Origin of the sequence: Aminobacter sp. AP02 (assembly GCF_003148805.1) — a bacterium.
Taxonomy (GTDB): Bacteria; Pseudomonadota; Alphaproteobacteria; order Rhizobiales; family Rhizobiaceae; genus Aminobacter.
Genome location: NZ_QGGX01000012.1, coordinates 47,396 through 66,801, shown reverse-complemented (window position 1 = coordinate 66,801; position 19,406 = coordinate 47,396). Strand labels below are relative to the sequence as shown.

The following is a 19,406-nucleotide window of genomic DNA, read 5'->3' as shown; positions in this document are numbered from 1 at the left end:
CTGGCTGGGAGGCTGGAGTAAGGAGGGTTGATGGGTTCGTCCCCCACAGGTACATGGCAGCGCCTGACCGCGGGAGCGTGGGCACTCCATATCGACAGGAACCTGGCATGGCCGAGCAAGACAGCAGCAAGCACTGGTCCAAAGTGGAATATCTCCACGAGACCGTGACAAATCCGAACATCCATATTCGCGGGACGCACAGCTACTACAGCGATGCCTGGACGGGTTCGTTCGAGCAAAGCGTAGTGCGCTATCTCTATGGCGACGACTACAGCCTGAAAGCGTGGGAACCCGCTTGGCCGATCGACCAGTTGCATGTCGGCGACTATGTCTGCATCGGCGCCGAGGCGGTGATCCTGCTCGGTGGCAACCACACCCACCGGACTGACTGGTTCAGCCTCTATCCCTTCCCGGAGTTCATCGTTGATGCCTATGCCGGCAAGGGCGACACGATCATCGGCGACGGTGCCTGGATTGGCATGCGTGCGATGATCATGCCCGGTGTGAACATCGGCGAAGGCGCGATCGTCGCTTCCGGCGCCATCGTGACGAAGGATGTGGCGCCCTACACGATCGTCGCGGGAAATCCGGCCACCCCGATCAAGACCCGTTTTCCCCAAGCCACGGTCGACAAACTGCTCGCGCTGCAGGTCTACCAATGGCCGGCGGATAAATTCGAGGCGCTGAAGTCGCAGCTATGCGCTAGCAAGATCGATGCACTGGTAGCAGCGTCCGGAGAATTCGACGCTGAACAGAACTGAAGCTCAGAGCCGGATCACGTACTGCTTGCGAGTCGTTTCAAGCACTTCCCAGCTTCCCTTGAAGCCAGGCCTCAGCACGAAACTGTCGCCGGCCCGCACCGTGCGGGCCTCGCCGCCGTCTTCGGAGATCACCGAGACACCCGACAGGATGTGGCAGAATTCCCATTCGTCATATTCGATGAGCCATTTGCCGGGCGTCGACTCCCATATGCCGGCATAAAGCCCGCCATCGGCTTCCTCGGTATTCCAGGTTCGAAATTTCGGATCGCCCGAAATCAATCGGCCTTCGGCAGGGGCGCCATTTTCCGGCTCGATACCGCTAACGTCGATGGTGAGAAATCTCGGCAATATCCAGCTCCCAAACAGCAAAAGGCCCCGGCAGCGCAACGCTGCCGGGGCCAATTCTTGCATGGCCGCTCAGACCTTGGCCAGCGCCTGTTCGAGGTCTGCGACGATGTCGCTGACATCCTCAATGCCGACCGAGAGGCGAACAACATCCGGTCCGGCACCGGCAGCTACCTTCTGTTCATCGGAGAGCTGGCGATGGGTGGTCGAGGCCGGGTGGATGACGAGCGACTTGGTGTCGCCGATATTGGCAAGGTGCGAGAACAGCTCAAGCCCCTCGACGAACTTGACGCCGGCTTCGTAGCCGCCCTTGAGACCAAAGGTGAAGACGGCACCGGCGCCCTTGGGCGAGTACTTCTTCATCAGCGCATGGTTCTTGTCGCTCTTGAGGCCGGGATAGGCCACCCATTCGACCTTGGGATGGTCGGAGAGCCAGCCAGCGACGGTGAGTGCGTTGTCGCAATGGCGCTGCATGCGCAGCGGAAGCGTCTCGAGACCGGTCAGGATCAGGAACGAGTTGAACGGCGAGATCGCCGGCCCAAGGTCGCGCAGGCCGAGCACGCGCGCGGCGATGGCGAAGGCGAAATTGCCGAAAGTCTCATGCAGCACGACGCCGCCATATTCAGGGCGCGGCTCCGACAGCATCGGATACTTGCCCGATTTCGACCAATCGAAGGTACCGCCATCGACGATGACGCCGCCGATCGAATTGCCGTGGCCGCCGATGAACTTGGTAAGCGAATGAACGACGATGTCGGCGCCATGCTCGATCGGGCGGATCAGATACGGGCTCGCCAGCGTGTTGTCGACGATCAGCGGCAGGCCATGCTTGCGCGCGATGTCGGCCACCTTTTCGATGTCGACGAAAGTGCCGCCGGGATTGGCCAGGCTCTCGATGAAAATGGCCTTGGTCTTGCCGTCGATCTGCTTGTCGAAGCTCGAGATGTCGTTGGTGTCGGCCCAGCGGGCTTCCCAGCCGAAATTCTTGAAGGCATGGCCGAACTGGTTGATGGAACCGCCGTAGAGCCTGGTTGCTGCGACGAAATTGTCGCCCGGGCGCATCAGGTTGTGGAACACGAGCAACTGCGCAGCGTGGCCCGAGGCGGTCGCGAGGGCAGCGGTGCCGCCTTCAAGGGCCGCAATACGCTCTTCGAGCACCGCCTGAGTCGGGTTCATGATGCGGGTGTAGATGTTGCCGAAGGCCTTCAGCCCGAACAGGGAAGCGGCGTGATCGGCATCGTCGAACACATAAGATGTGGTCTGGTAGATCGGCGTGGCGCGAGCGCCGGTTGCCGGGTCGGGCTTTGCGCCGGCGTGGACCGCAAGCGTGTTGAAACCAGGAGCGCGCTGGGACATTTGTTCCTCCAAGGGTATGTCAGTCGAATTCGGCGGTTATCTTTGGCGGAGCCGGTGCCAGAAAGCAAAGACGAATATTCCAGCTCGCACCTGACTTGCCGCACGGTTTTTCTATTGCACTGCGGCGAGAGCGGATATTGCTGCGACTATTTTTCGCGAATGCCGTAGCTTTGGAAACCTTCGCGCATCATCGGCCGTTTCGACGAAAGCACGCCTGAATTGACGCCAGTCCAGCCGATTTCCCCGGCAAGCCTGGCGTATTCGATCTTGGGGCAGCGGTTCATGACGACCCTGATGCCGGCCGCCTCGGCGCGCGCTGCCGCCTCGTCATGGCGCACGGTCAGCTGCATCCAGATTACCTTTGGCAGTGGATCGAGATCGAGCACCTCATCGACGATGCCGGGCACCGCAGCCGACGCCCGGAAGATGTCGACCATCTCGATTGCGGTGGGGATGTCAGCGAGACTGGCATATGCCGTGCGACCCAGAATCTCCTTGCCGGCATGACCCGGATTGACCGGAAACACCTCGTAGCCCTTGTCGATCAGATATTTGGTGACGAAAAAGCTCGGCCTGACGTCGTTGGGCGAGGCCCCGACCACCGCTATCGTGCGGACCGAATTCAAGATGCCGGCGATATAGGCATTGTCATAGGCGTCGTGGTTCATGGCCGTCCTCGTTCGCCGGTTTGGAATACCGGTTTTCAGCGGGCCACGCAAAGGCGACGCGCATCACGGTAACGAGATACTGCCGTCCTCGGCGATCGGGAAATCGGGATTGTGCGCCACCTCCCACAGATGGCCCTCGGTGTCGGCGAAATAGCCGTACCAGCCGCCCCAGAACGCGCGCTGCGCCGGCTTTACGATACGCCCACCGGCGCGCTCGGCATGGGCCAGAACCTCGTCCACCTCGGCCTCGGAACGCGTGTTGTAGGCAAGCGACATGCCTGAAAAACTACCTTTGGAACCCACAACACCCGCGTCAGTGGCCAGTTGGTCACGTCCCCAGAGACCGAGCACCAGCCCACCCATCTGAAAGAACGCAACTCCTTCCGTGATCGTCGTATTCCGCTGCAGTCCCATCGCTTCGTAAAAGCGTATGGCACGATCAAGGTTGTCGACCCCCAGGGTCACAAGCGAAATCCGCTGTTCCACGCCTATTCCCCCTTCCACTCCGCTTCGCGCTTTTCGATGAAAGCGCCGATTCCTTCCTCGGCATCCTTTGCCAGCATGTTTTCGACCATTACCCGCGAGGCATGATCGTAGGCTTGCGCCAATCCCATCTCGGCCTGGGCGTAGAACGCCTCCTTGCCGATCTTCAGCGTCAAGGGTGATTTCGAAACAATGGTTTGAACGTATTTCCCGACAATATGATTCAGGTACTCCCGCGGCACCACGCGATTGACCAGACCGAAATCGCGCGCGGCCGTGGCATCGATCGTCTCGCCGGTCAGAAGCATTTCCATCGCCTGCTTGCGCGAAACGTTCCGCGACAACGCGACCATCGGCGTCGAGCAGAACAGGCCGATATTGACGCCTGGGGTGCAGAAGGTGGACTGATCCGAAGCGATCGCGAGATCGCAACTGGCCACCAGTTGCAGGCCGGCCGCTGTCGCCAGCCCATCGACTTCGGCGATCACCGGCTTGGGGTGTCGGACGATTGACTGCACCAGCGTCGAGCAACGCTGCAGAGTGAGTTCGAAAAAGGCGCGTCCGCGATCCGCGTCACCTCGATGCGCGGTCATTTCCTTGAGATCGTGCCCTGCGCAGAACACCTTGCCGGTCGCGGCGAGCACGATCACCCGAACCGCCTGGTCGTCGCGGGCGCCATCGAGTTGCGATTGAAGCGCTGCCATGGTCTCGAGCGACAGTGCATTGGCCGGCGGATTGGCGAGCGTCAGGCGCAAGACGCCCTTCTCAAGCCTGGACCAGACCGGCCCCTCCGGTTCGCTGCGCTTGATAGCGACGATTTCTGCCATAGTGTCCCTCTTTGGATTCGAGAGGCGAAAGAATCGCCTGTGTCGAACCATAGGCTTATACGCGCAGCCTTGAACCTTAGTTCCCAACTATGTCTTGGTAACGACTGGTGAGAAGCAGATTCCGGAACGCAGCATCCGGCCCGGGGGAAATGATCGAACATGCCAGAGCAGAATGGGTTGAAGCCGCTGATGACAGCCGCCGAGGTCAACCGACTGCTGGAGGAGGTCTACCCGCAACTCAACGAGCACTATGACTTCTATCAGGTGACCGAGGTGTTTCCGGGTGGCTGCACAGTGCGGCTCAATGCCGATGAGCGCCATCTAAGGCCGGGCGGAACTGTCTCCGGTCCGTCGCTTTTCACGCTTGCCGACATAGGCGGCTATGTCTGCGTGCTCAGCCACGCCGGCCCCGACGCGCTGTCGGTCACGACCAATCTCAACATCAATTTCATGCGCAAGGCCGAAGCCGGGCCGATCGACGGCCACTGCCGCATCTTGAAGCTGGGCAGGAGCCTGATGGTGTTCGACATCGACATCGTCGCTGGACCTGACCGGCACACCGTTGCGCACGCCACGGGTACCTATTCGATCCCACCTAAGCGTAACGGCGATGTGGTAAAATAATACCTATTCATTATCGTATTGTTTTCACTATCCTTTTCGTCTTGGACGCCAACTCCGTGCGCTTGACGCGTCGTTAACGCTCACCTATAAGCCCATCCAAAGCAGCGACCCGAAACGGTCGCCGCTTTTGTTATTGGCCAAGGCTGCTGCCCGGAGCCAATAAAAGCAACAAGAAACGCCTTCTCCGGAAGGTCCGAACCGAAAGCATATAACCATGACAACCTTTTCGCAGAAGCCTGCGGACGTGGTGAAGAAGTGGGTGCTGATCGACGCCGAAGGTCTCGTCGTCGGCCGTCTCGCCACCATCGTCGCCAACATCCTCCGCGGCAAGAACAAGCCCACTTTCACGCCTCACGTCGACGACGGTGACAATGTCATCATCATCAATGCCGACAAGGTCGTGTTCACCGGCAAGAAGTTCACCGACAAGGTGTACTACTGGCACACCGGCCATCCCGGCGGCATCAAGGAGCGCACTGCGCGCCAGCTGCTCGAAGGCCGTTTCCCGGAGCGCGTCCTCGAGAAGGCCGTTGAGCGCATGATCCCGCGCGGTCCGCTCGGCCGTCGCCAGATGAAGAATCTCCGCGTCTATGCAGGCGCCGACCATCCGCATGTCGCTCAGCAGCCCGTTACGCTCGACGTCGGCGCGCTGAACGCCAAGAACAAGAAGGCCTCGTAATCATGGCTGATCTCAGCTCGCTCGCAGAACTCGGCACCGTCGCTGCAGCCGCACAGCCGGCAGCTCCGGTCCACGTCCAGAAGCTCGACAAGAGCGGCCGCGCCTATGCCACCGGCAAGCGCAAGGACGCCATCGCCCGCGTCTGGGTGAAGCCGGGCACCGGCAAGATCATCGTCAACGGCAAGGAATTCGCGGCTTACTTCGCGCGCCCGGTGCTGCAGATGATCCTGAACCAGCCAATCGTCGCGGCTAACCGCGTCGGCCAGTACGATGTCATCGCCACCGTCGTCGGCGGCGGTCTCTCGGGCCAGGCCGGTGCTGTTCGTCACGGCATCTCCAAGGCCCTGACCTACTACGAGCCGACGCTGCGCGGCGTGCTCAAGAAGGGCGGCTTCCTGACCCGCGACAGCCGTGTCGTCGAGCGTAAGAAGTACGGTAAGGCCAAGGCCCGTCGTAGCTTCCAGTTCTCGAAGCGCTAAGCGCCGAGACTGTCTTCGCGAAATCACAAGGGGCCGGTCCAGACCGGCCCCTTTCTTTTTGTGGCTTTGCGCAAATGTCGTATAATCACTGCAGTCGGTCGGATGGCACCAACGATGGGAACCGTCATGTCCCGCAATCCTGTTGCGATCGCGATGGCCATTTTCGTCGCCTCCTCGGCGGCCGCTCAGGCGGCGCCGAACAGCAAGTATCAGAAGGGCGCCAGCTACTACGACAGCTGCTGGAAACGGACGGCCGACAAGGCCATTGCCAAAGGCACCGATGCGAAGAAGGCAGCCAAGAAGGCTAACAGCCACTGCAAGAAACTGTCGAAGAAGCTATTGAGCGCCGGCGGCTCAAAATACGACATCAAGGACCGGCAGAGGTCCCTCAGGCAGACGATCGACTGACAGTGGGTGGCTCAATTGGTCGGCTGCTCGTGAGGTCCGGGCGTGCCCTGCCCTGTTACCGACGCTATCGCCTCGTCCACGTCCGCATAGGGCGCGCGGTACCCATTGGCCGCCAGCCATTGTATAGCCGCATCGGGTTCGTCGGTCTGGATCATCGTCGCTCCGCGCTCGGCCCAGAAACCGAAGGTCTCGTCGGGAAAGCCAGCAGCTACCGCAAGCTCGTCGCCACGGCCGCCCGACAGAAAGCCGCCGGGCTTGTTGACGATGGCGTGGGTATCGACCCAGATATGCCAGTTTCCACGTATGGCGGCCGCCCTCATCTTTCCCGAGAACAACGGCCCACCCGTGTCGGTCATCGCCTTGGCATCGCCGCGCCATGCGATCATCTCGACGGCGCTGGCGGAAAACTTGTGGCTTACGGCCTCTACGAAGCTGGCATCGCGCACCGCATCGTCGGCAATGATCGGCATGAACTGGAAGCCCGCGCCGACCTGCCGCATGGTTTCCTTGACGGTGGCAGCACGTTCGGCATCCCACAGGTTCGCCTTGACCACGACCTGCTCTTCCATGCCCATGTCGCGCGCCAGGGCAACCATGTCTACGAGATCGGCGGTTTCGAGCTTGTTGTCGAGATTGACCAGAATCCTGCCTTTGGTGACGCCAAGCATCTCGCGCAAGGTCGGCACAGGCTCGCTCGTCACCCTGCCGGTTCCCTCGACGACGAGATAGCAGCGCCGCAATTCTTCCAGTGTGCGTGCGATGACCTCGCCCTTGCAACTTGTCGTCCTATCGAGCCAGCTGTCATGCATGACGACCAGTTCGCCATCCCTGGAACGACGAACGTCGATTTCCACCATCTCCGCGCCCAAAGCGATAACGCCACGCACCGAAGCGATGGAGTTTTCGGGATACAGCGTCTTGCCGGCGGCGAGCCCGCCGCGATGGGCCACGACCATCACATGGTCACGCCATTTGTTGGCATTTCCGAAACGCTCCAGGATCTGCTCGGCCCGCGTTCCCGCATGCCCGGCTGAAATGCCGCCAAGAAGGAAAGCGAGGACTGCGCCTGCCAGAACTGCCCGCATGGGAATCGCTCCATGGCCCGAGGATGGGCAGGGAGTTACGAGGCGGCGATGACAGGGGAATGTAAGACGGATGACAAGGGCATGAACGCGCGGAATTTCGGCGGTCCTCACGCTGCACTTCGGGGCTGGCATGTTGAGGCCGGTTTCTGTAGTTCTTGCGCCTCGAATTCCGATAGACCGACTGAGGAGACTGCCCATGCCCGCTTCATCGATCGATCACGCCTTTACGGCACGGACAAACACCGGCCGCTCGGGTGATCCGACCTATGCAGGGGCATTGTCCTTCATGCGCCGCAAATATTCGAAGAACGTTGCGGGCGCCGATGCTGTGGTCTGGGGCATTCCCTTCGACGCGGCCGTCACCAATCGGCCTGGCGCGCGGTTCGGCCCGCAGGCGATACGCCGGGCGTCGGCCATCTTCGATTGCGACCCGCAGTATCCGTTCCAGCGCGACCTGTTCGAGGATCTCGCGGTGGTCGACTATGGCGACTGCCTGCTCGACAGCGGCAATCACCAGAAGACGCCGGCGACGATAGAACGCGAGGCGGCAAAGATCCTCAAGTCGGGCGCGTTCCTGCTGACACTCGGGGGCGACCATTACGTGACCTGGCCGGTACTTAAAGCGCATGCGGCCATCCACGGCCCAATGGCCCTGGTCCAGTTCGACGCCCACCAGGACACCTGGCCGGACGACGGCAAGCGCATCGACCACGGCTCTTTTGTCGGGCGCGCGGTCAAGGATGGGATCATCGACCCCGACCGCTCGATCCAGATCGGCATCCGCACGCATGCGCCGGAAGATTTCGGCATCAAGATCCTCTACGGGCACGAGGTCGAAGAGATGCGTGCTGCCGACATCGCCTATGTGATTGCCGAGCGCACCGGCGGCAAGAAGACCTATGTTACCTTCGACATCGACTGCCTCGACCCGGCCTACGCGCCTGGGACAGGAACGCCGGTGGCGGGCGGCCCCTCCTCTGCCAAGATTCTCTCGCTGCTGCGCCAGATGACCCAGATCGATATTGTCGGCGCCGACATTGTCGAGGTTGCGCCGGCCTATGATCATGCCGATATTACCGCTATCGCCGGCTCCACCGTCGCCATGCAATATCTCGGCCTGCTGGCCGAGAAGAAGGCGCGCGAAAAGGCCTGAGACGCCGATTTCACGACTTGCCGGATTGAGTCCGAATTCGGCCATAAGCTTCTGAAATGACAATTCTTTCGACGGAACGACAGACCATGAAACCGAAAATCTTCATCGACGGCGAACACGGCACCACCGGCCTGCAGATCCGCACGCGCCTCGCCGCCCGCGACGATCTTGCGGTCCTGTCTATTCCCGAGGCCGAGCGCCGCAACCTCGACCTCAGAGCAGAGCGGCTGCACGAGGCGGACGTCGCCATCCTCTGCCTGCCCGACGACGCCTCGAAAGAGGCGGTGCGCATCCTCGAAGGCAACAATTCTACCCGCATCATCGACACGTCGACGGCGCATCGTATTCATCCCGATTGGGCCTATGGATTCGCCGAAATGGACGCTGCACAGCGCAAGCGCATCGCAGACGCGCGCCTCGTCGCCAACCCGGGCTGCTATCCCACCGGTGCGATCTCGCTGATCCGCCCACTTGTGGCAGCCGGCATCCTGCCCGCCGATTATCCGGTGAGCGTCAATGCCGTCTCCGGCTACACCGGCGGCGGCAAGCAGATGATCGGCCAGATGGAGGACGCCTCGCGTCCCGACCATATCGCCTCGCCACATTTCCTCTACGGGCTGCCGCTGATGCACAAGCACGTCGCCGAGATGAAGCAGCACGGTCTGCTTGATCGGCGCCCGATCTTTGCGCCTTCTGTCGGGCGCTTTGCCCAGGGCATGATCGTACAGGTGCCATTGCACCTTACCGACCTCACTGGCACGCCTTCGATGGGCGACATCCACGCGGCCCTTTCGGCGCATTACGAGGGGCAAGATATCGTCGAAGTCGTGCCATTGGCCACGAGCGCCAAGCTCGACCGCCTCGACCCGACGGAGCTTGCCGACACCGATCGGATGAAACTCTATGTCTTCGGAACCGAAGGCCAAGGTCAGGTCAATCTCGTTGCCCTGCTCGACAATCTCGGCAAGGGCGCCTCGGGTGCCGCGGTCCAGAACATGGACCTGATGCTCGGGCTCAAGCACTGAGAATGGATCAAGCTGTCTTTCCGGTTCGCTGGAATGTCAGCGCCCCCCAGCTTATAGCCGAAACGTTTTCGAGCCGCATTTGGAAGGTGCGGCTTGCCGACGGCAGCCCTGCTGTGGTCAAGGCCCTCAAGCCCTTCGACGACGTCGCCGACGAGTTGCGTGGTGCACACTATCTGTCATGGCGCGACGGCGTTGGCGCAGTCCGGCTGCTGGGCTTCGACCGGCACGACATGCTGCTCGAATATGCCGGCGACCGGCTTCTTGTCGATGAATTGAACGAACATGGCGACCGGCACGCGACCGACATTGCCAATGAGGTGATGGCGACGCTGCGTTCGCCCTCGGATGTTTCCCCTCCGGCCGATTTGCAGCCGCTCAGGGAGCGTTTCGCCAGCCTTTTCAAGAAGGCTATGCTTGATCGCGACGCAGGAGTGGAAAGTCCGTATCCAGAAGCCGCTGTCGTTGCGGAGCGCCTGCTGACAAACCCACACGAACTGCGCGTGCTGCATGGTGACCTGCATCATGACAACATCTTGCTCGGTGAACGCGGCTGGCTTGTGATCGATCCCAAGGGCATCCTGGGCGATCCAGGCTTCGACACGGCGAACTTCTTTTACAATCCGCTCGATCGCCACGGGGATCTCTGCGTCGATCCCGAGCGCATCGCGTATATGGCGGAGAGTTTCGCCAAGACGCTTGGCCAACGTCCCGACACTATCCTCGATCACGCGATTGCCTGGGGCTGCCTGTCGGCATCCTGGCATGCCGAAGACCGTAACGACGCTGACGAAAACAGCGAACTCGCCGTGGTAGCGGCGATTCGCGGCGTGCGAGCTAGCTTCTGATCTCGACGTCGTTTTCCAAGGGGTAAGGCCCCTTGGTGCCGCGCCAATGGGCGGTGGCGAAGATCAGCACGATCAGCGCAAGGCCCTGATGCAGCAATGCCCAATGCATGTGCGCCTGCATCAGCAACGTTCCGACACCAATAGCGGCCTGAGCGAGAATGAGGATAACCAGCATCCAGGCGCGGCGCGCATGCGTCGTCCTGGGTGCGGCCCGCATTGTCGAGATAGCGTGCCAGACTGCGACCACCAGTAGCGTGTAGGCGAACATGCGGTGGATGAACTGAACTGTCTTGGGGCTTTCGAAGAAGTTGCGCCAGACCGGCTCGATGATCAGCAGGTCGCCGGGAATGATGGCGCCGTCCATCAACGGCCAGGTGTTGTAGGACAGACCGGCGTGAAGGCCGGCCACCAGCGCGCCGAGATAAATCTGGAACATTACCAGCAGCACCATGATGCCCGAAAAGCGCTGCACGCCCCGATCGGCGGGCGCTTGCGAATAGGTCGCCAGCCCGCGTGCGATGTAGGCGACCGCCGTGACGATGATGCAAGCAAAGGTCAGGTGGATCGCCAGGCGGTACTGGCTGACCGAGACGCGTTCAGATAGTCCCGAAGCAACCATCCACCAGCCGATGGCACCTTGCAGGCCACCCAGCGCCAAAAGGCCTACCAGACGCGGCTTCAGCCGGCGTTCGAGACGGCCCGAGATCCAGAAGAAGGCGAGCGGAATGGCGACAAGGAAGCCGACGCCGCGGGCAAGCAGCCGGTGCGCCCACTCCCACCAGAAGATGCCCTTGAACTCGTCAAGAGTCATGCCCTTGTTGACCTGCTGGTATTGCGGGATCTGCTGGTACTTTTCGAATTCCTCTTGCCATTCCGCCTGGTTGAGCGGCGGGATGACGCCGTGGATCGGCTTCCATTCGGTGATGGACAGACCAGAGCCGGTCATGCGCGTGGCGCCGCCGACCATGACCAGCGCAAACAGGACGACAAGCACGACATACAGCCAGCCGCGAACGAGCGCACGATCGCGCAATTCCCTGTCGCGTCGGACAAGCGGTGCTGCAATGTTGGTCATCGTGGACATGGCAATCGTTCCCGGCTCGTTCGAAACCCGCCGGACTGGTGGACCATAGCGGCTTCGCTGGCAAGTTCAGCCCGCGCGACACGCAGTCGCGCCGCATCCACACGCCCCCTCGCCGGTTGCGCCGGCTGCCCGGAGCATTTATGCGAAGCCTGGATAAAGGATCAAGAAATGCCCGTTCGCGTCAAGAAGCTGATCGGAACCGTGCTGCTGGTGCTGCTGGTGGTCGTGTATGCGCTGATCGCAACCATGGTGGCGGTCGCGCAACTGTCCCAGTCCGGCCCGATCGTGCACCTGGCCTTCTTCTTCTTCAGCGGACTGCTCTGGATCCTGCCTGCCATGTGGATCATCAAATGGATGGTCAAGCCATCCAAATCCGCGAACAGGTAGGCCTACACCGTCACCAGTCGCCGGCCACGATTTGCCGCCAAAGTCGTCGCGCCCGACAGCATGGCGCGCATCACTGCCAGTTCCTGGTGGCGACCGTTGACCGAAAGCCTTGGCAGCGCGTGCAGGCTGTCGGCATGCTCGGGTCTGAGAACGCCATGGCGCGTGGTGACGGCCGAGACAAAGCCAGCCTCGCGCGCCAGGTCGGTTTCACGCAATCCAACTGCCGCAGCATAGCCATAGGGATAGGCAAAATGGACAGGTGAGCGGCCAAGCTCGGCTTCGATCATGTCGCGTGAACGATACATCTCCCGCAGCGCAGATTCCTTTCTCAACCGCTTGAGATTGTAGTGATGGACCGAATGCGCGCCGATCGTGACCAGCGGATGCGCCGCGCAACGCCTGATCTCGTTCCAGTTCATCAAGAGCGTACGGTTCGGGGCGGAAGCATCGACGCCGACCATATCGGCCCAACCACGCAGGACCGCACGCTGTTCTTCTTCACGCAATTCGCCTGCGATGTGGTCTGACAAGCGGCGGAACGCCGCCGCGCGACCTTCGGGCGTGGAACAATCGAGCTTCAATTTGCCGTCGGGCATGGTGACCGCGATCGGCTTGCCCGCCGAGACTATGTCATAGAGCACTTCCCACCAAAGATCGACCTCGCCACCTGTCAGTCCCGGGGCGACGTAGATTGCGATGGGGGCGGCATGCTTTTCCAGAACTGGCAGCGCCTCGGTCAGGTTGTCGCGATAGGCATCGTCTGCGGTCAATGCCGCAAACCGACCGCCATTTGCCATGCGCAATCGCGCCACCGCCTCGTCCATCGAGACAAAGGCATAGCCCATGCGCTTCATCTCGCCGATCAGCGCATCGAGAAATTGTGGCGTGATGCTGAGATGGCGATTGGGGCTTTCGGGCCGCTCAAGCAGAGCAGTCACGCGATGAAGCATGAGAATGGCGCCGACGCTGCCAACCAAAGGCTTGGCGAGCGCGCTCAGACCAGCATGTCCGATCAGCAGGAAGGCCAGCTTTCGGGCTACGTCGATCATTCCTTCACCTTTGGCGCCTAGGTTCGGCCGCATCGAGCATGCCGAGGACTGCTCCAGCTGCCGATGAATAGCCGGCAAGGATTGAAGTATGGTTGACGCTCCTGCGCCCAGCGAAAACAACGTATTGTTGCGTCAGGTTGCGGGTACCGCTTTGACTGCGGAGATCGTTGCCGTTTCAATCGAAACCCTCAAGCGCTACGGCAGTTTCACAACCATCTACGCACCGGCCCAGAGCCCGGTGTGGGTGTCTGCCTGGATGAACACCAACAACCCAGACGCCTTCGTTGCAACCTTGAGCGCCAACGGGCGCCCCGTAGTCTCAGTCGCGCTTGAAGTCCGTCGCGAAGGTCCCTTCCGTATTGCGCGCTTCTTGGGCGGCACGCATGCCAACGGCAATTTTCCGGCTGTGGACAGGGAATGGCTGCCGACAGCAACCACGCATGACATTGATGCCCTCATCAGCGCGATAGGCCGAGCCCGGCAGGATGTTGACCTTGTCGCGCTCGACCGCCTGGTTGCCAGTTTCGACGGCCTACCCAACCCGCTGCTCAAGCTGCCGTCCGCTCCGAGCCCGAACGTGGCCCTAGCGGTCAATCTCGACGGCGGCTTTGAGACAGTTCTCGCGCGGACAAACGGCACGAGGAAGCGCAAGCGGCATCGCAGCCAGCAGCGGAAATACGATTCCGTTGGTGGCGCGCGGCGCACGACAGCGGCCAACGCCGCCGACGCGAACGCCATGATCGATGCCTTCTTCGCCATGAAGCAGCAGCGCTTCGGGTCTATGGGCATCACGGACGTGTTTGCCGACGCCGAAGTGCGCAGCTTCTTCCGCAAGCTGTTTGTCGGTGCGCTGCAACACGACAAGCCGCCTTTTGTGCTGCATGGGCTGGAGGTCGCTGGCAAATACCGCGCAATCACCGGCACAAGTCGCGCCGGCAGCCGCCTGATCTGCGAATTCGGTGCCATCGCCGATGACGAACTGGCCTATGCCAGCCCAGGCGAATATCTGTTCTTCGACAACATTGCCGAAGCCAGTCGCCAGGGTTACGCCGTCTACGACTTCAGCGTCGGCGACGAACCCTACAAGCGTCAGTGGTGCGATATCGAGATACGGCATGCAGACGTACTGGTGCCATTGACCGCAAAAGGCCGCCTCTACGCGCTTGGCCTGAAATCCACTTCGCGCATCAAAGGCGCGATCAAGAACAACCCAACGCTATGGCCGCTTGTCAAGCGACTGAGATCAGGCGTGCGCGGCAAGTCCGCGCCCGTCGGGGACGACTGACCTAGGTCAGGATCACATGGTCGCCGTAGCGATCAAGCAGGAACATACGTCAGCCTGATCACGTCCTCGTCAATTCGATCGCTGGCCACTAGGCGGAGCCTTGGCTGGGGGCCGGCGAAGAATGGTTTGCCGCTTCCAAGCACGACCGGGTGGAGGTAGAGGCGATACTCATCGACAAGGCCAAGCTCAGACAGGCTTCGTGCCAAGTCGGGTCCGCCGACTTGAATCTCGCCCGCGAACTGAGCCTTGATTCCGCGTATCGACGCCCCGATGTCATCGGCGACGAGTTTAGCGTTGGGGCCAACAGACTTCAAAGAGCGTGACACGACCCACTTCTGTTGGTTCCGCCACGCGGCCGCGAAGTCGCGCCGCGCCTCGTCCCACTCGGGATGATCCTCGTCCCAATAGCGCATGAGCTCGTACAGGCGGCTGCCGTACACACTGCCCACCTGGTCTCGCGCCTGCTCGATGAAGTGACGGAAAAGCGTTGGGCTTGGCCCAAACTTCATGTGGTCCACGTAGCCGTCCAAGGACTGGTTCATTCCGAAGACGAGCTTCGCCACGATGCTATCCTCCGTCACAACTCCCTCAGGATAGCTCGAACCGGCGGGAAGCAGAAGCGGGTGAACAATCAGAGATTGTTAGAGAGGGTGACCTCGCGCGCCAGCGCCAAGGCTGAAGCCGTGCGCTTTCTGGATACTAGGCAGCCTCACGTGTCGGCTGCGGTGAACCCGGAAGGTCATGGCCTACCGGGGTAACAAGGATGACGTCGTCGTAGCCGCCGGCGCGCAGGCCATCAGCCGCGTCGGCGATCTCATGGTCATGGTGCAGGAAGCTGACGAGCACTTCCGTGCCGTTACCGACAAGACGCCTGATCTCGTCGGCATCAGCCGGTCCGCACTCGACCACAACCAGATCATAGGCTGTCGTCAGCGACTCCATGATGATCGGCAAGCGGTCGGCAGCACGCATGGCGCGTGCTGGATCAGCAGTGCCAACGGGCATCACATCGCAATCCGAATAGTGGTCGGCACGGATAACGTCAGTGAATTGAGCCTCCGAAGCAAGAAGATTGGTGATGCCCGGATACCGGCCGCCATCGAGCATTGGCCGCGATGCGGCACCGGTGGCGGTCAGGTCGAGCAACAAGACACGCAAGCCCGCATCAGCCACCTCGCGTGCGACCAGCACTGCGGTTGCGGCAGCATCGTCACCTTCGGGCGAAACGAAGATGGCACGGGCAGCACCACCGGCGATGAGCCACTCGGCAGCTGCCTCGATGCTGATGCCTGCATGAGCGGCAGGCACCGGCGGCGCTGAATCGAGCATTTCTTCCTTGATGGCAATCGTCGGCTCTTCGACATTGCTTTCAGCAAGCTCAGCCGAAACGTCAGGCGCTTCAGCCCACTGACGCGGCGAGCCCTCGTCCGGCTGGATTGCCACGCGACGGACAGGCATTGCCACCTGGGTGACTTGCGTTATGCGCGCACCTGCAGCCGGGCGCATGGCGCGTCCGGAGAACAGTTCCTGCAAAAGGGTGAAAATCGCCATCAGCAACAGCGAACCGACGAAAGCCGCGCCGACAATCGGCACAACCTTTGGGAAATATGCTTCGGAAGGTACGATCGCGCTCGAAAAGACACGCGCATCCACCGGCAGATAGTTGCGATCCTGACGCGAGGCGGCCTCGCGATAGCGAGTGAGATAGGATTCGAGCAAGGCGCGCTGTGCGGCTGCCTCACGCTCCAGGGCCCGAAGCTCGACTTCCTGTTCCGATACGCGTCCCGATTCCACCTTCAACCTGTTGAGGTCGGCCACCAGCTGTTTTTCGCGAAGACCAGCACTTGCAGCCTCATTGACCAGGCCTGCCAGGACCTTTTCTGCCTGCGTACGAATCTGGGCGTTCAGATCGGCAAGCTGAGCGTTGAGAGCCCTGATACGCGGATGGTTGGGAAGCAGCGTGGTCGAAAGGTCGGCGATGTCGGACCTTAGCTGGACCTGCCGTTCGCGCAGGCGTTGGATGAGGCCCGAAGACAGCACCTCCGGCACTGCGTCGATCGAACCGCCGCTCTTCAAGGCCTGGCGCACGCTCTGGGCCGTGGCCTCGGCGGCCGAACGGTTGGCGCGAACGCGCGACAATTCGCTGGAAAGCTCGGAAAGTTGCTGGGTCGCAAGGGCCGAGTTGTTCTGCCCGACCGGCAGGTCAGACTGCGACCGGAAGCTTGCGACACGCGCTTCGGCGTCCTTGACGCGCTGGTTCAGGTCCGCGATTTCGGGCTTCAGCCAGTCGGTAGCCTCCGTGCTCGACTCGAGCTTGGAGCTGCGCTGGAAGTCGAGATAGGCCTCGGCAATGGCATTCGGCACGGCAGCGGCAAGCTTGGGATCCTCCGAAGAGAATTGGATGACAATGACGCGCGATCTTTCAACGCGGTAGATAGTCAGCCTTTCGCGGAAGGCCTTGAGCACGCGTTCCTCGGGCGGCAACTCGTTCGGATCGCTCTTGAGCCCGGCGATGACCAGCAGACGTGTAATCGTCGACATTTCGGATGACGCGTCGAACTCCGGGCGGCTGGCGAGATCGAGCTTCCTTGCGACCTGCTTGAGGATATCGGTGGAACCGATGACTTCAACCTGGCTGGTGACCCCCTCCTCGTCGAGGATGGGCCGCTCATTGTCACCGCTGCCGTCCGGGCGCGTGAACACGGACTCGCGTGTTTCGATCAGCAGGCGCGTTTCGGCGCGGTATTGTGGCGTCGCCAGCGAGGCAAGCACAAAGGCCAAACCGGTGACCGCCACGGAGAACAGCACCAGGCGCAGCCAGTTCCTCGCGAGACTGGCGAAGAGCTGGCCGAGATCTACATCGACATCACCGGCACTGGATTGGACGCCAGACATGCAATTCCTACTCCGAGGCTGAGCAGGTGCACGGTAAACAAACATGGTAACCCAGGTGTTAACGCCGTCGCACGGCACCTAGCCTGAGACATCCCTAGAACACGCCTCCCTTTACCGAGCATTAACCCTAACAAGACGATAACAATCGCGAACCGATATTCCGCAGCGTGGCGGCAAGCAGTCGAAGGTGTGTCTGCCTAAATGAAATGCTCCCTTCCCCTTTGCCATGCGCTACTCGCAGCCATGCTGATTGCCAGCGGCTGCTCGAGCTATCGTCCAGCACCCGCTGCTTTTCATGAAGTGCTCGACCAGCCCTACAGGCTCGGCGCCGGCGACCGCATTCGCGTCACGGTGTTCGAACAGGAGGGCCTGTCCAACACCTATAGCGTCGACCAGTCGGGTTACATTTCCTTCCCGCTCGTAGGTGGCGTGCCGGCACGCGGCTACACTGCCCAGGAAGTCGAAAAAGCCTTGGCCACCAAGCTGCGCCAAGGTTACCTGCGCGATCCGGACGTTTCGGTCGAAGTCGACCGCTACCGGCCAATCTTCGTCATGGGCGAAGTAGGTGCCGCTGGCCAATACTCCTATGTTCCTGGGCTGACAGTGCAAAAAGCGGTCGCAATGGCCGGCGGCTACAGCGCCCGCGCCAACCAGAGCGACGTCGACATCACCCGCGACATCAACGGCAAGGTGATGACCGGTCGCGTGCTGACCACCGACCCTCTCCTGCCCGGCGACACGGTCTATGTCCGCGAGCGGCTGTTCTAACACGCCGTGCAGCAGAACCCGCCCCGCAAGCTTCGGATCGTCCACTGCTTCAGGTCGCCTGTCGGCGGCATCTTCAGGCACGTGCGCGATCTGACCGAGGCCCAGGTCGCAGCTGGCCATCAGGTCGGCATCGTTTGCGATTCGAGCACCGGCGGAGAACACGAAGAACGCCTGTTCGAAGCGATCAGGCCCATGCTGGCGCTCGGCATCAGGCGTACGTCGATGCAGCGCCATATCGGCCCGGGCGATATCGCAGCGGGCTGGCGCACCTACAAGATCATCAAGGAATTGCGGCCGGACGTGCTGCATGGGCACGGCGCCAAGGGGGGCGTCTATGCGCGTGCGTTCGGCTCACTGTTGCGGGTTTCAAGGTATTGCGTGGCCCGCCTCTACTCGCCGCATGGCGGCTCCCTGCACTATGACGAGACGACGATGACCGGAAAGCTGTTCTTCGGGCTCGAACGCCTGATGGAACGGTTCACCGACCACCTGCTTTTCGTCTCCGACTATGAGCGGCGAACGTTCATCCGCAAGGTTGGCAAGCCACTGGTTCCAACCAGCCTGGTCTACAACGGCTTGCGCGACGTGGAGTTCGAACCGGTTCCTGCGCTGCCAGACGCCGCCGATTTTCTCTATATCGGCATGATGCGCGACTTGAAGGGACCTGACCTCTTCATCGATGCGCTGGACAAGGTCCAAACGCATCTTGGCCGCAATGTGACAGCGGTCATGGTTGGCGACGGCGACGACCTGCCACGCTATCGGGCCCAGGTAAAAAGGCTGGACCTCGGGGGTAACGTGCGCTTCATGGCGCCGATGCCGGCGCGCCAGGCCTTTGCACTCACCCGTTTCGTCGTGGTGCCGTCCCGTGCGGAAGCAATGCCATATATCGTGCTGGAGACGCTTGCCGCAGGCAAGCCGATCATTGCGACCGCCGTTGGCGGCATTCCTGAAATTCTGGGATCGTCATCCCCTGCCTTGGTCACCCCTGACGCGGCAGAGATCAGCCAGAAGATGCTTGCAGCGTTGCAATCGCCTGCGGAATACGCAGGTTGGATGCCCGATACGTGCGAGTTGAAATCGCGGTTCGGGGTCGCGGTCATGGCTCACGACGTCGAGAAAGCCTACTTTTCCGCTCTTGCCCCTCGAAGCGGCTGAGCAGCACCGGCAGGTTCCTCCCTGTTCAAGGGTTTCTTAGCT

Annotated in this window: 22 protein-coding genes; 12 read left to right on the top strand and 10 right to left on the bottom strand. The window is 61.3% G+C overall.

Features of this window, described 5'->3' with window-relative positions; genetic code table 11:
* Nucleotides 1-107 precede the first annotated feature (107 nt).
* Nucleotides 108-761: a CatB-related O-acetyltransferase gene (locus C8K44_RS16490; RefSeq protein ID WP_109576895.1), complete on the top strand. Its 654-nt coding sequence runs from the start codon at nt 108-110 to the stop codon at nt 759-761.
* Nucleotides 762-764: 3 nt separating this feature from the next.
* Here C8K44_RS16490 and C8K44_RS16485 read toward each other — a convergent pair whose 3' ends face one another.
* From C8K44_RS16485 to C8K44_RS16465, 5 genes are all read right to left on the bottom strand, one after another.
* Nucleotides 765-1,109, bottom strand: coding sequence for a cupin domain-containing protein (locus C8K44_RS16485; protein ID WP_199227116.1), 345 nt, complete (start codon nt 1,107-1,109; stop codon nt 765-767).
* A 69-nt stretch (nt 1,110-1,178) separates the two neighbouring features.
* Nucleotides 1,179-2,462 (bottom strand): O-acetylhomoserine aminocarboxypropyltransferase, encoded by a 1,284-nt coding sequence (locus tag C8K44_RS16480; RefSeq protein ID WP_109576894.1) that lies wholly within the window; start codon nt 2,460-2,462, stop codon nt 1,179-1,181.
* A 146-nt stretch (nt 2,463-2,608) separates the two neighbouring features.
* Complete coding sequence (locus tag C8K44_RS16475; protein WP_109576893.1) at nt 2,609-3,130, bottom strand: CoA-binding protein; 522 nt, start codon at nt 3,128-3,130, stop codon at nt 2,609-2,611.
* A 63-nt stretch (nt 3,131-3,193) separates the two neighbouring features.
* Nucleotides 3,194-3,616, bottom strand: a complete 423-nt coding sequence (locus C8K44_RS16470) for a VOC family protein (protein WP_109576892.1) — start codon at nt 3,614-3,616, stop codon at nt 3,194-3,196.
* Between the two features lie 2 nt (nt 3,617-3,618).
* Entirely contained in the window at nt 3,619-4,440 is an 822-nt protein-coding gene (locus tag C8K44_RS16465) for an enoyl-CoA hydratase (protein ID WP_109576891.1), read from the bottom strand.
* Nucleotides 4,441-4,599: 159 nt separating this feature from the next.
* Between C8K44_RS16465 and C8K44_RS16460 the strand changes: the two genes are divergently transcribed.
* From C8K44_RS16460 to C8K44_RS16445, 4 genes are all read left to right on the top strand, one after another.
* Nucleotides 4,600-5,064, top strand: a complete 465-nt coding sequence (locus tag C8K44_RS16460) for a PaaI family thioesterase (protein WP_109576890.1) — start codon at nt 4,600-4,602, stop codon at nt 5,062-5,064.
* A 214-nt stretch (nt 5,065-5,278) separates the two neighbouring features.
* Nucleotides 5,279-5,743 carry a 50S ribosomal protein L13 gene (rplM, locus tag C8K44_RS16455; protein ID WP_109576889.1) on the top strand — a complete coding sequence of 155 codons (465 nt, stop codon included), beginning with the start codon at nt 5,279-5,281 and terminating at the stop codon, nt 5,741-5,743.
* 2 nt (nt 5,744-5,745) lie between these two features.
* A complete protein-coding gene (gene rpsI / locus C8K44_RS16450; protein WP_109576888.1) occupies nt 5,746-6,222 on the top strand; it encodes a 30S ribosomal protein S9 in 477 nt (158 codons plus the stop codon).
* Between the two features lie 126 nt (nt 6,223-6,348).
* Nucleotides 6,349-6,630 carry a hypothetical protein gene (locus tag C8K44_RS16445; protein ID WP_146203949.1) on the top strand — a complete coding sequence of 94 codons (282 nt, stop codon included), beginning with the start codon at nt 6,349-6,351 and terminating at the stop codon, nt 6,628-6,630.
* Between the two features lie 11 nt (nt 6,631-6,641).
* Here the strand turns inward: C8K44_RS16445 and C8K44_RS16440 are convergent, their stop codons facing one another.
* Entirely contained in the window at nt 6,642-7,715 is a 1,074-nt protein-coding gene (locus tag C8K44_RS16440) for a glycerophosphodiester phosphodiesterase family protein (RefSeq protein WP_109576886.1), read from the bottom strand.
* Nucleotides 7,716-7,911: 196 nt separating this feature from the next.
* Here C8K44_RS16440 and speB point away from each other — a divergent pair, with 196 nt between their 5' ends.
* The 3 genes from speB to C8K44_RS16425 all read left to right on the top strand — a co-directional run bounded on the left by speB (nt 7,912) and on the right by C8K44_RS16425 (nt 10,738).
* Nucleotides 7,912-8,868, top strand: coding sequence for an agmatinase (speB, locus tag C8K44_RS16435; protein WP_109576885.1), 957 nt, complete (start codon nt 7,912-7,914; stop codon nt 8,866-8,868).
* An 86-nt stretch (nt 8,869-8,954) separates the two neighbouring features.
* On the top strand, nt 8,955-9,893 hold the full coding sequence (argC, locus tag C8K44_RS16430) for an N-acetyl-gamma-glutamyl-phosphate reductase (RefSeq protein ID WP_109576998.1): 939 nt from the start codon (nt 8,955-8,957) through the stop codon (nt 9,891-9,893).
* A 2-nt stretch (nt 9,894-9,895) separates the two neighbouring features.
* Nucleotides 9,896-10,738, top strand: coding sequence for an aminoglycoside phosphotransferase family protein (locus tag C8K44_RS16425; RefSeq protein ID WP_109576884.1), 843 nt, complete (start codon nt 9,896-9,898; stop codon nt 10,736-10,738).
* Here the strand turns inward: C8K44_RS16425 and C8K44_RS16420 are convergent.
* Nucleotides 10,728-11,822, bottom strand: a complete 1,095-nt coding sequence (locus C8K44_RS16420; protein ID WP_109576883.1) for a COX15/CtaA family protein — start codon at nt 11,820-11,822, stop codon at nt 10,728-10,730. The genes C8K44_RS16425 and C8K44_RS16420 overlap by 11 nt on opposite strands.
* A gap of 168 nt (nt 11,823-11,990) precedes the next feature.
* On the opposite strand from C8K44_RS16420, the gene C8K44_RS16415 reads away from it, so the two are divergent.
* Nucleotides 11,991-12,209, top strand: coding sequence for a DUF2842 domain-containing protein (locus C8K44_RS16415; RefSeq protein ID WP_109576882.1), 219 nt, complete (start codon nt 11,991-11,993; stop codon nt 12,207-12,209).
* A 2-nt stretch (nt 12,210-12,211) separates the two neighbouring features.
* Here the strand turns inward: C8K44_RS16415 and C8K44_RS16410 are convergent, their stop codons facing one another.
* Complete coding sequence (locus tag C8K44_RS16410; RefSeq protein WP_109576997.1) at nt 12,212-13,258, bottom strand: polysaccharide deacetylase family protein; 1,047 nt, start codon at nt 13,256-13,258, stop codon at nt 12,212-12,214.
* A gap of 88 nt (nt 13,259-13,346) precedes the next feature.
* Between C8K44_RS16410 and C8K44_RS16405 the strand changes: the two genes are divergently transcribed.
* On the top strand, nt 13,347-14,543 hold the full coding sequence (locus tag C8K44_RS16405) for a GNAT family N-acetyltransferase (RefSeq protein ID WP_109576881.1): 1,197 nt from the start codon (nt 13,347-13,349) through the stop codon (nt 14,541-14,543).
* 32 nt (nt 14,544-14,575) lie between these two features.
* On the opposite strand, the gene C8K44_RS16400 is transcribed toward C8K44_RS16405, so the two are convergent.
* Entirely contained in the window at nt 14,576-15,106 is a 531-nt protein-coding gene (locus C8K44_RS16400) for a dihydrofolate reductase family protein (RefSeq protein ID WP_109576996.1), read from the bottom strand.
* Between the two features lie 136 nt (nt 15,107-15,242).
* Entirely contained in the window at nt 15,243-17,438 is a 2,196-nt protein-coding gene (locus tag C8K44_RS16395; protein ID WP_109576880.1) for an exopolysaccharide transport family protein, read from the bottom strand.
* Between the two features lie 201 nt (nt 17,439-17,639).
* On the opposite strand from C8K44_RS16395, the gene C8K44_RS16390 reads away from it, so the two are divergent.
* Both C8K44_RS16390 and C8K44_RS16385 read left to right on the top strand, forming a co-directional pair.
* Nucleotides 17,640-18,206: a polysaccharide biosynthesis/export family protein gene (locus C8K44_RS16390; RefSeq protein ID WP_109576879.1), complete on the top strand. Its 567-nt coding sequence runs from the start codon at nt 17,640-17,642 to the stop codon at nt 18,204-18,206.
* Nucleotides 18,207-18,212: 6 nt separating this feature from the next.
* Nucleotides 18,213-19,364, top strand: a complete 1,152-nt coding sequence (locus C8K44_RS16385) for a glycosyltransferase family 4 protein (protein WP_109576878.1) — start codon at nt 18,213-18,215, stop codon at nt 19,362-19,364.
* The last annotated feature ends 42 nt before the right edge of the window (nt 19,365-19,406 follow it).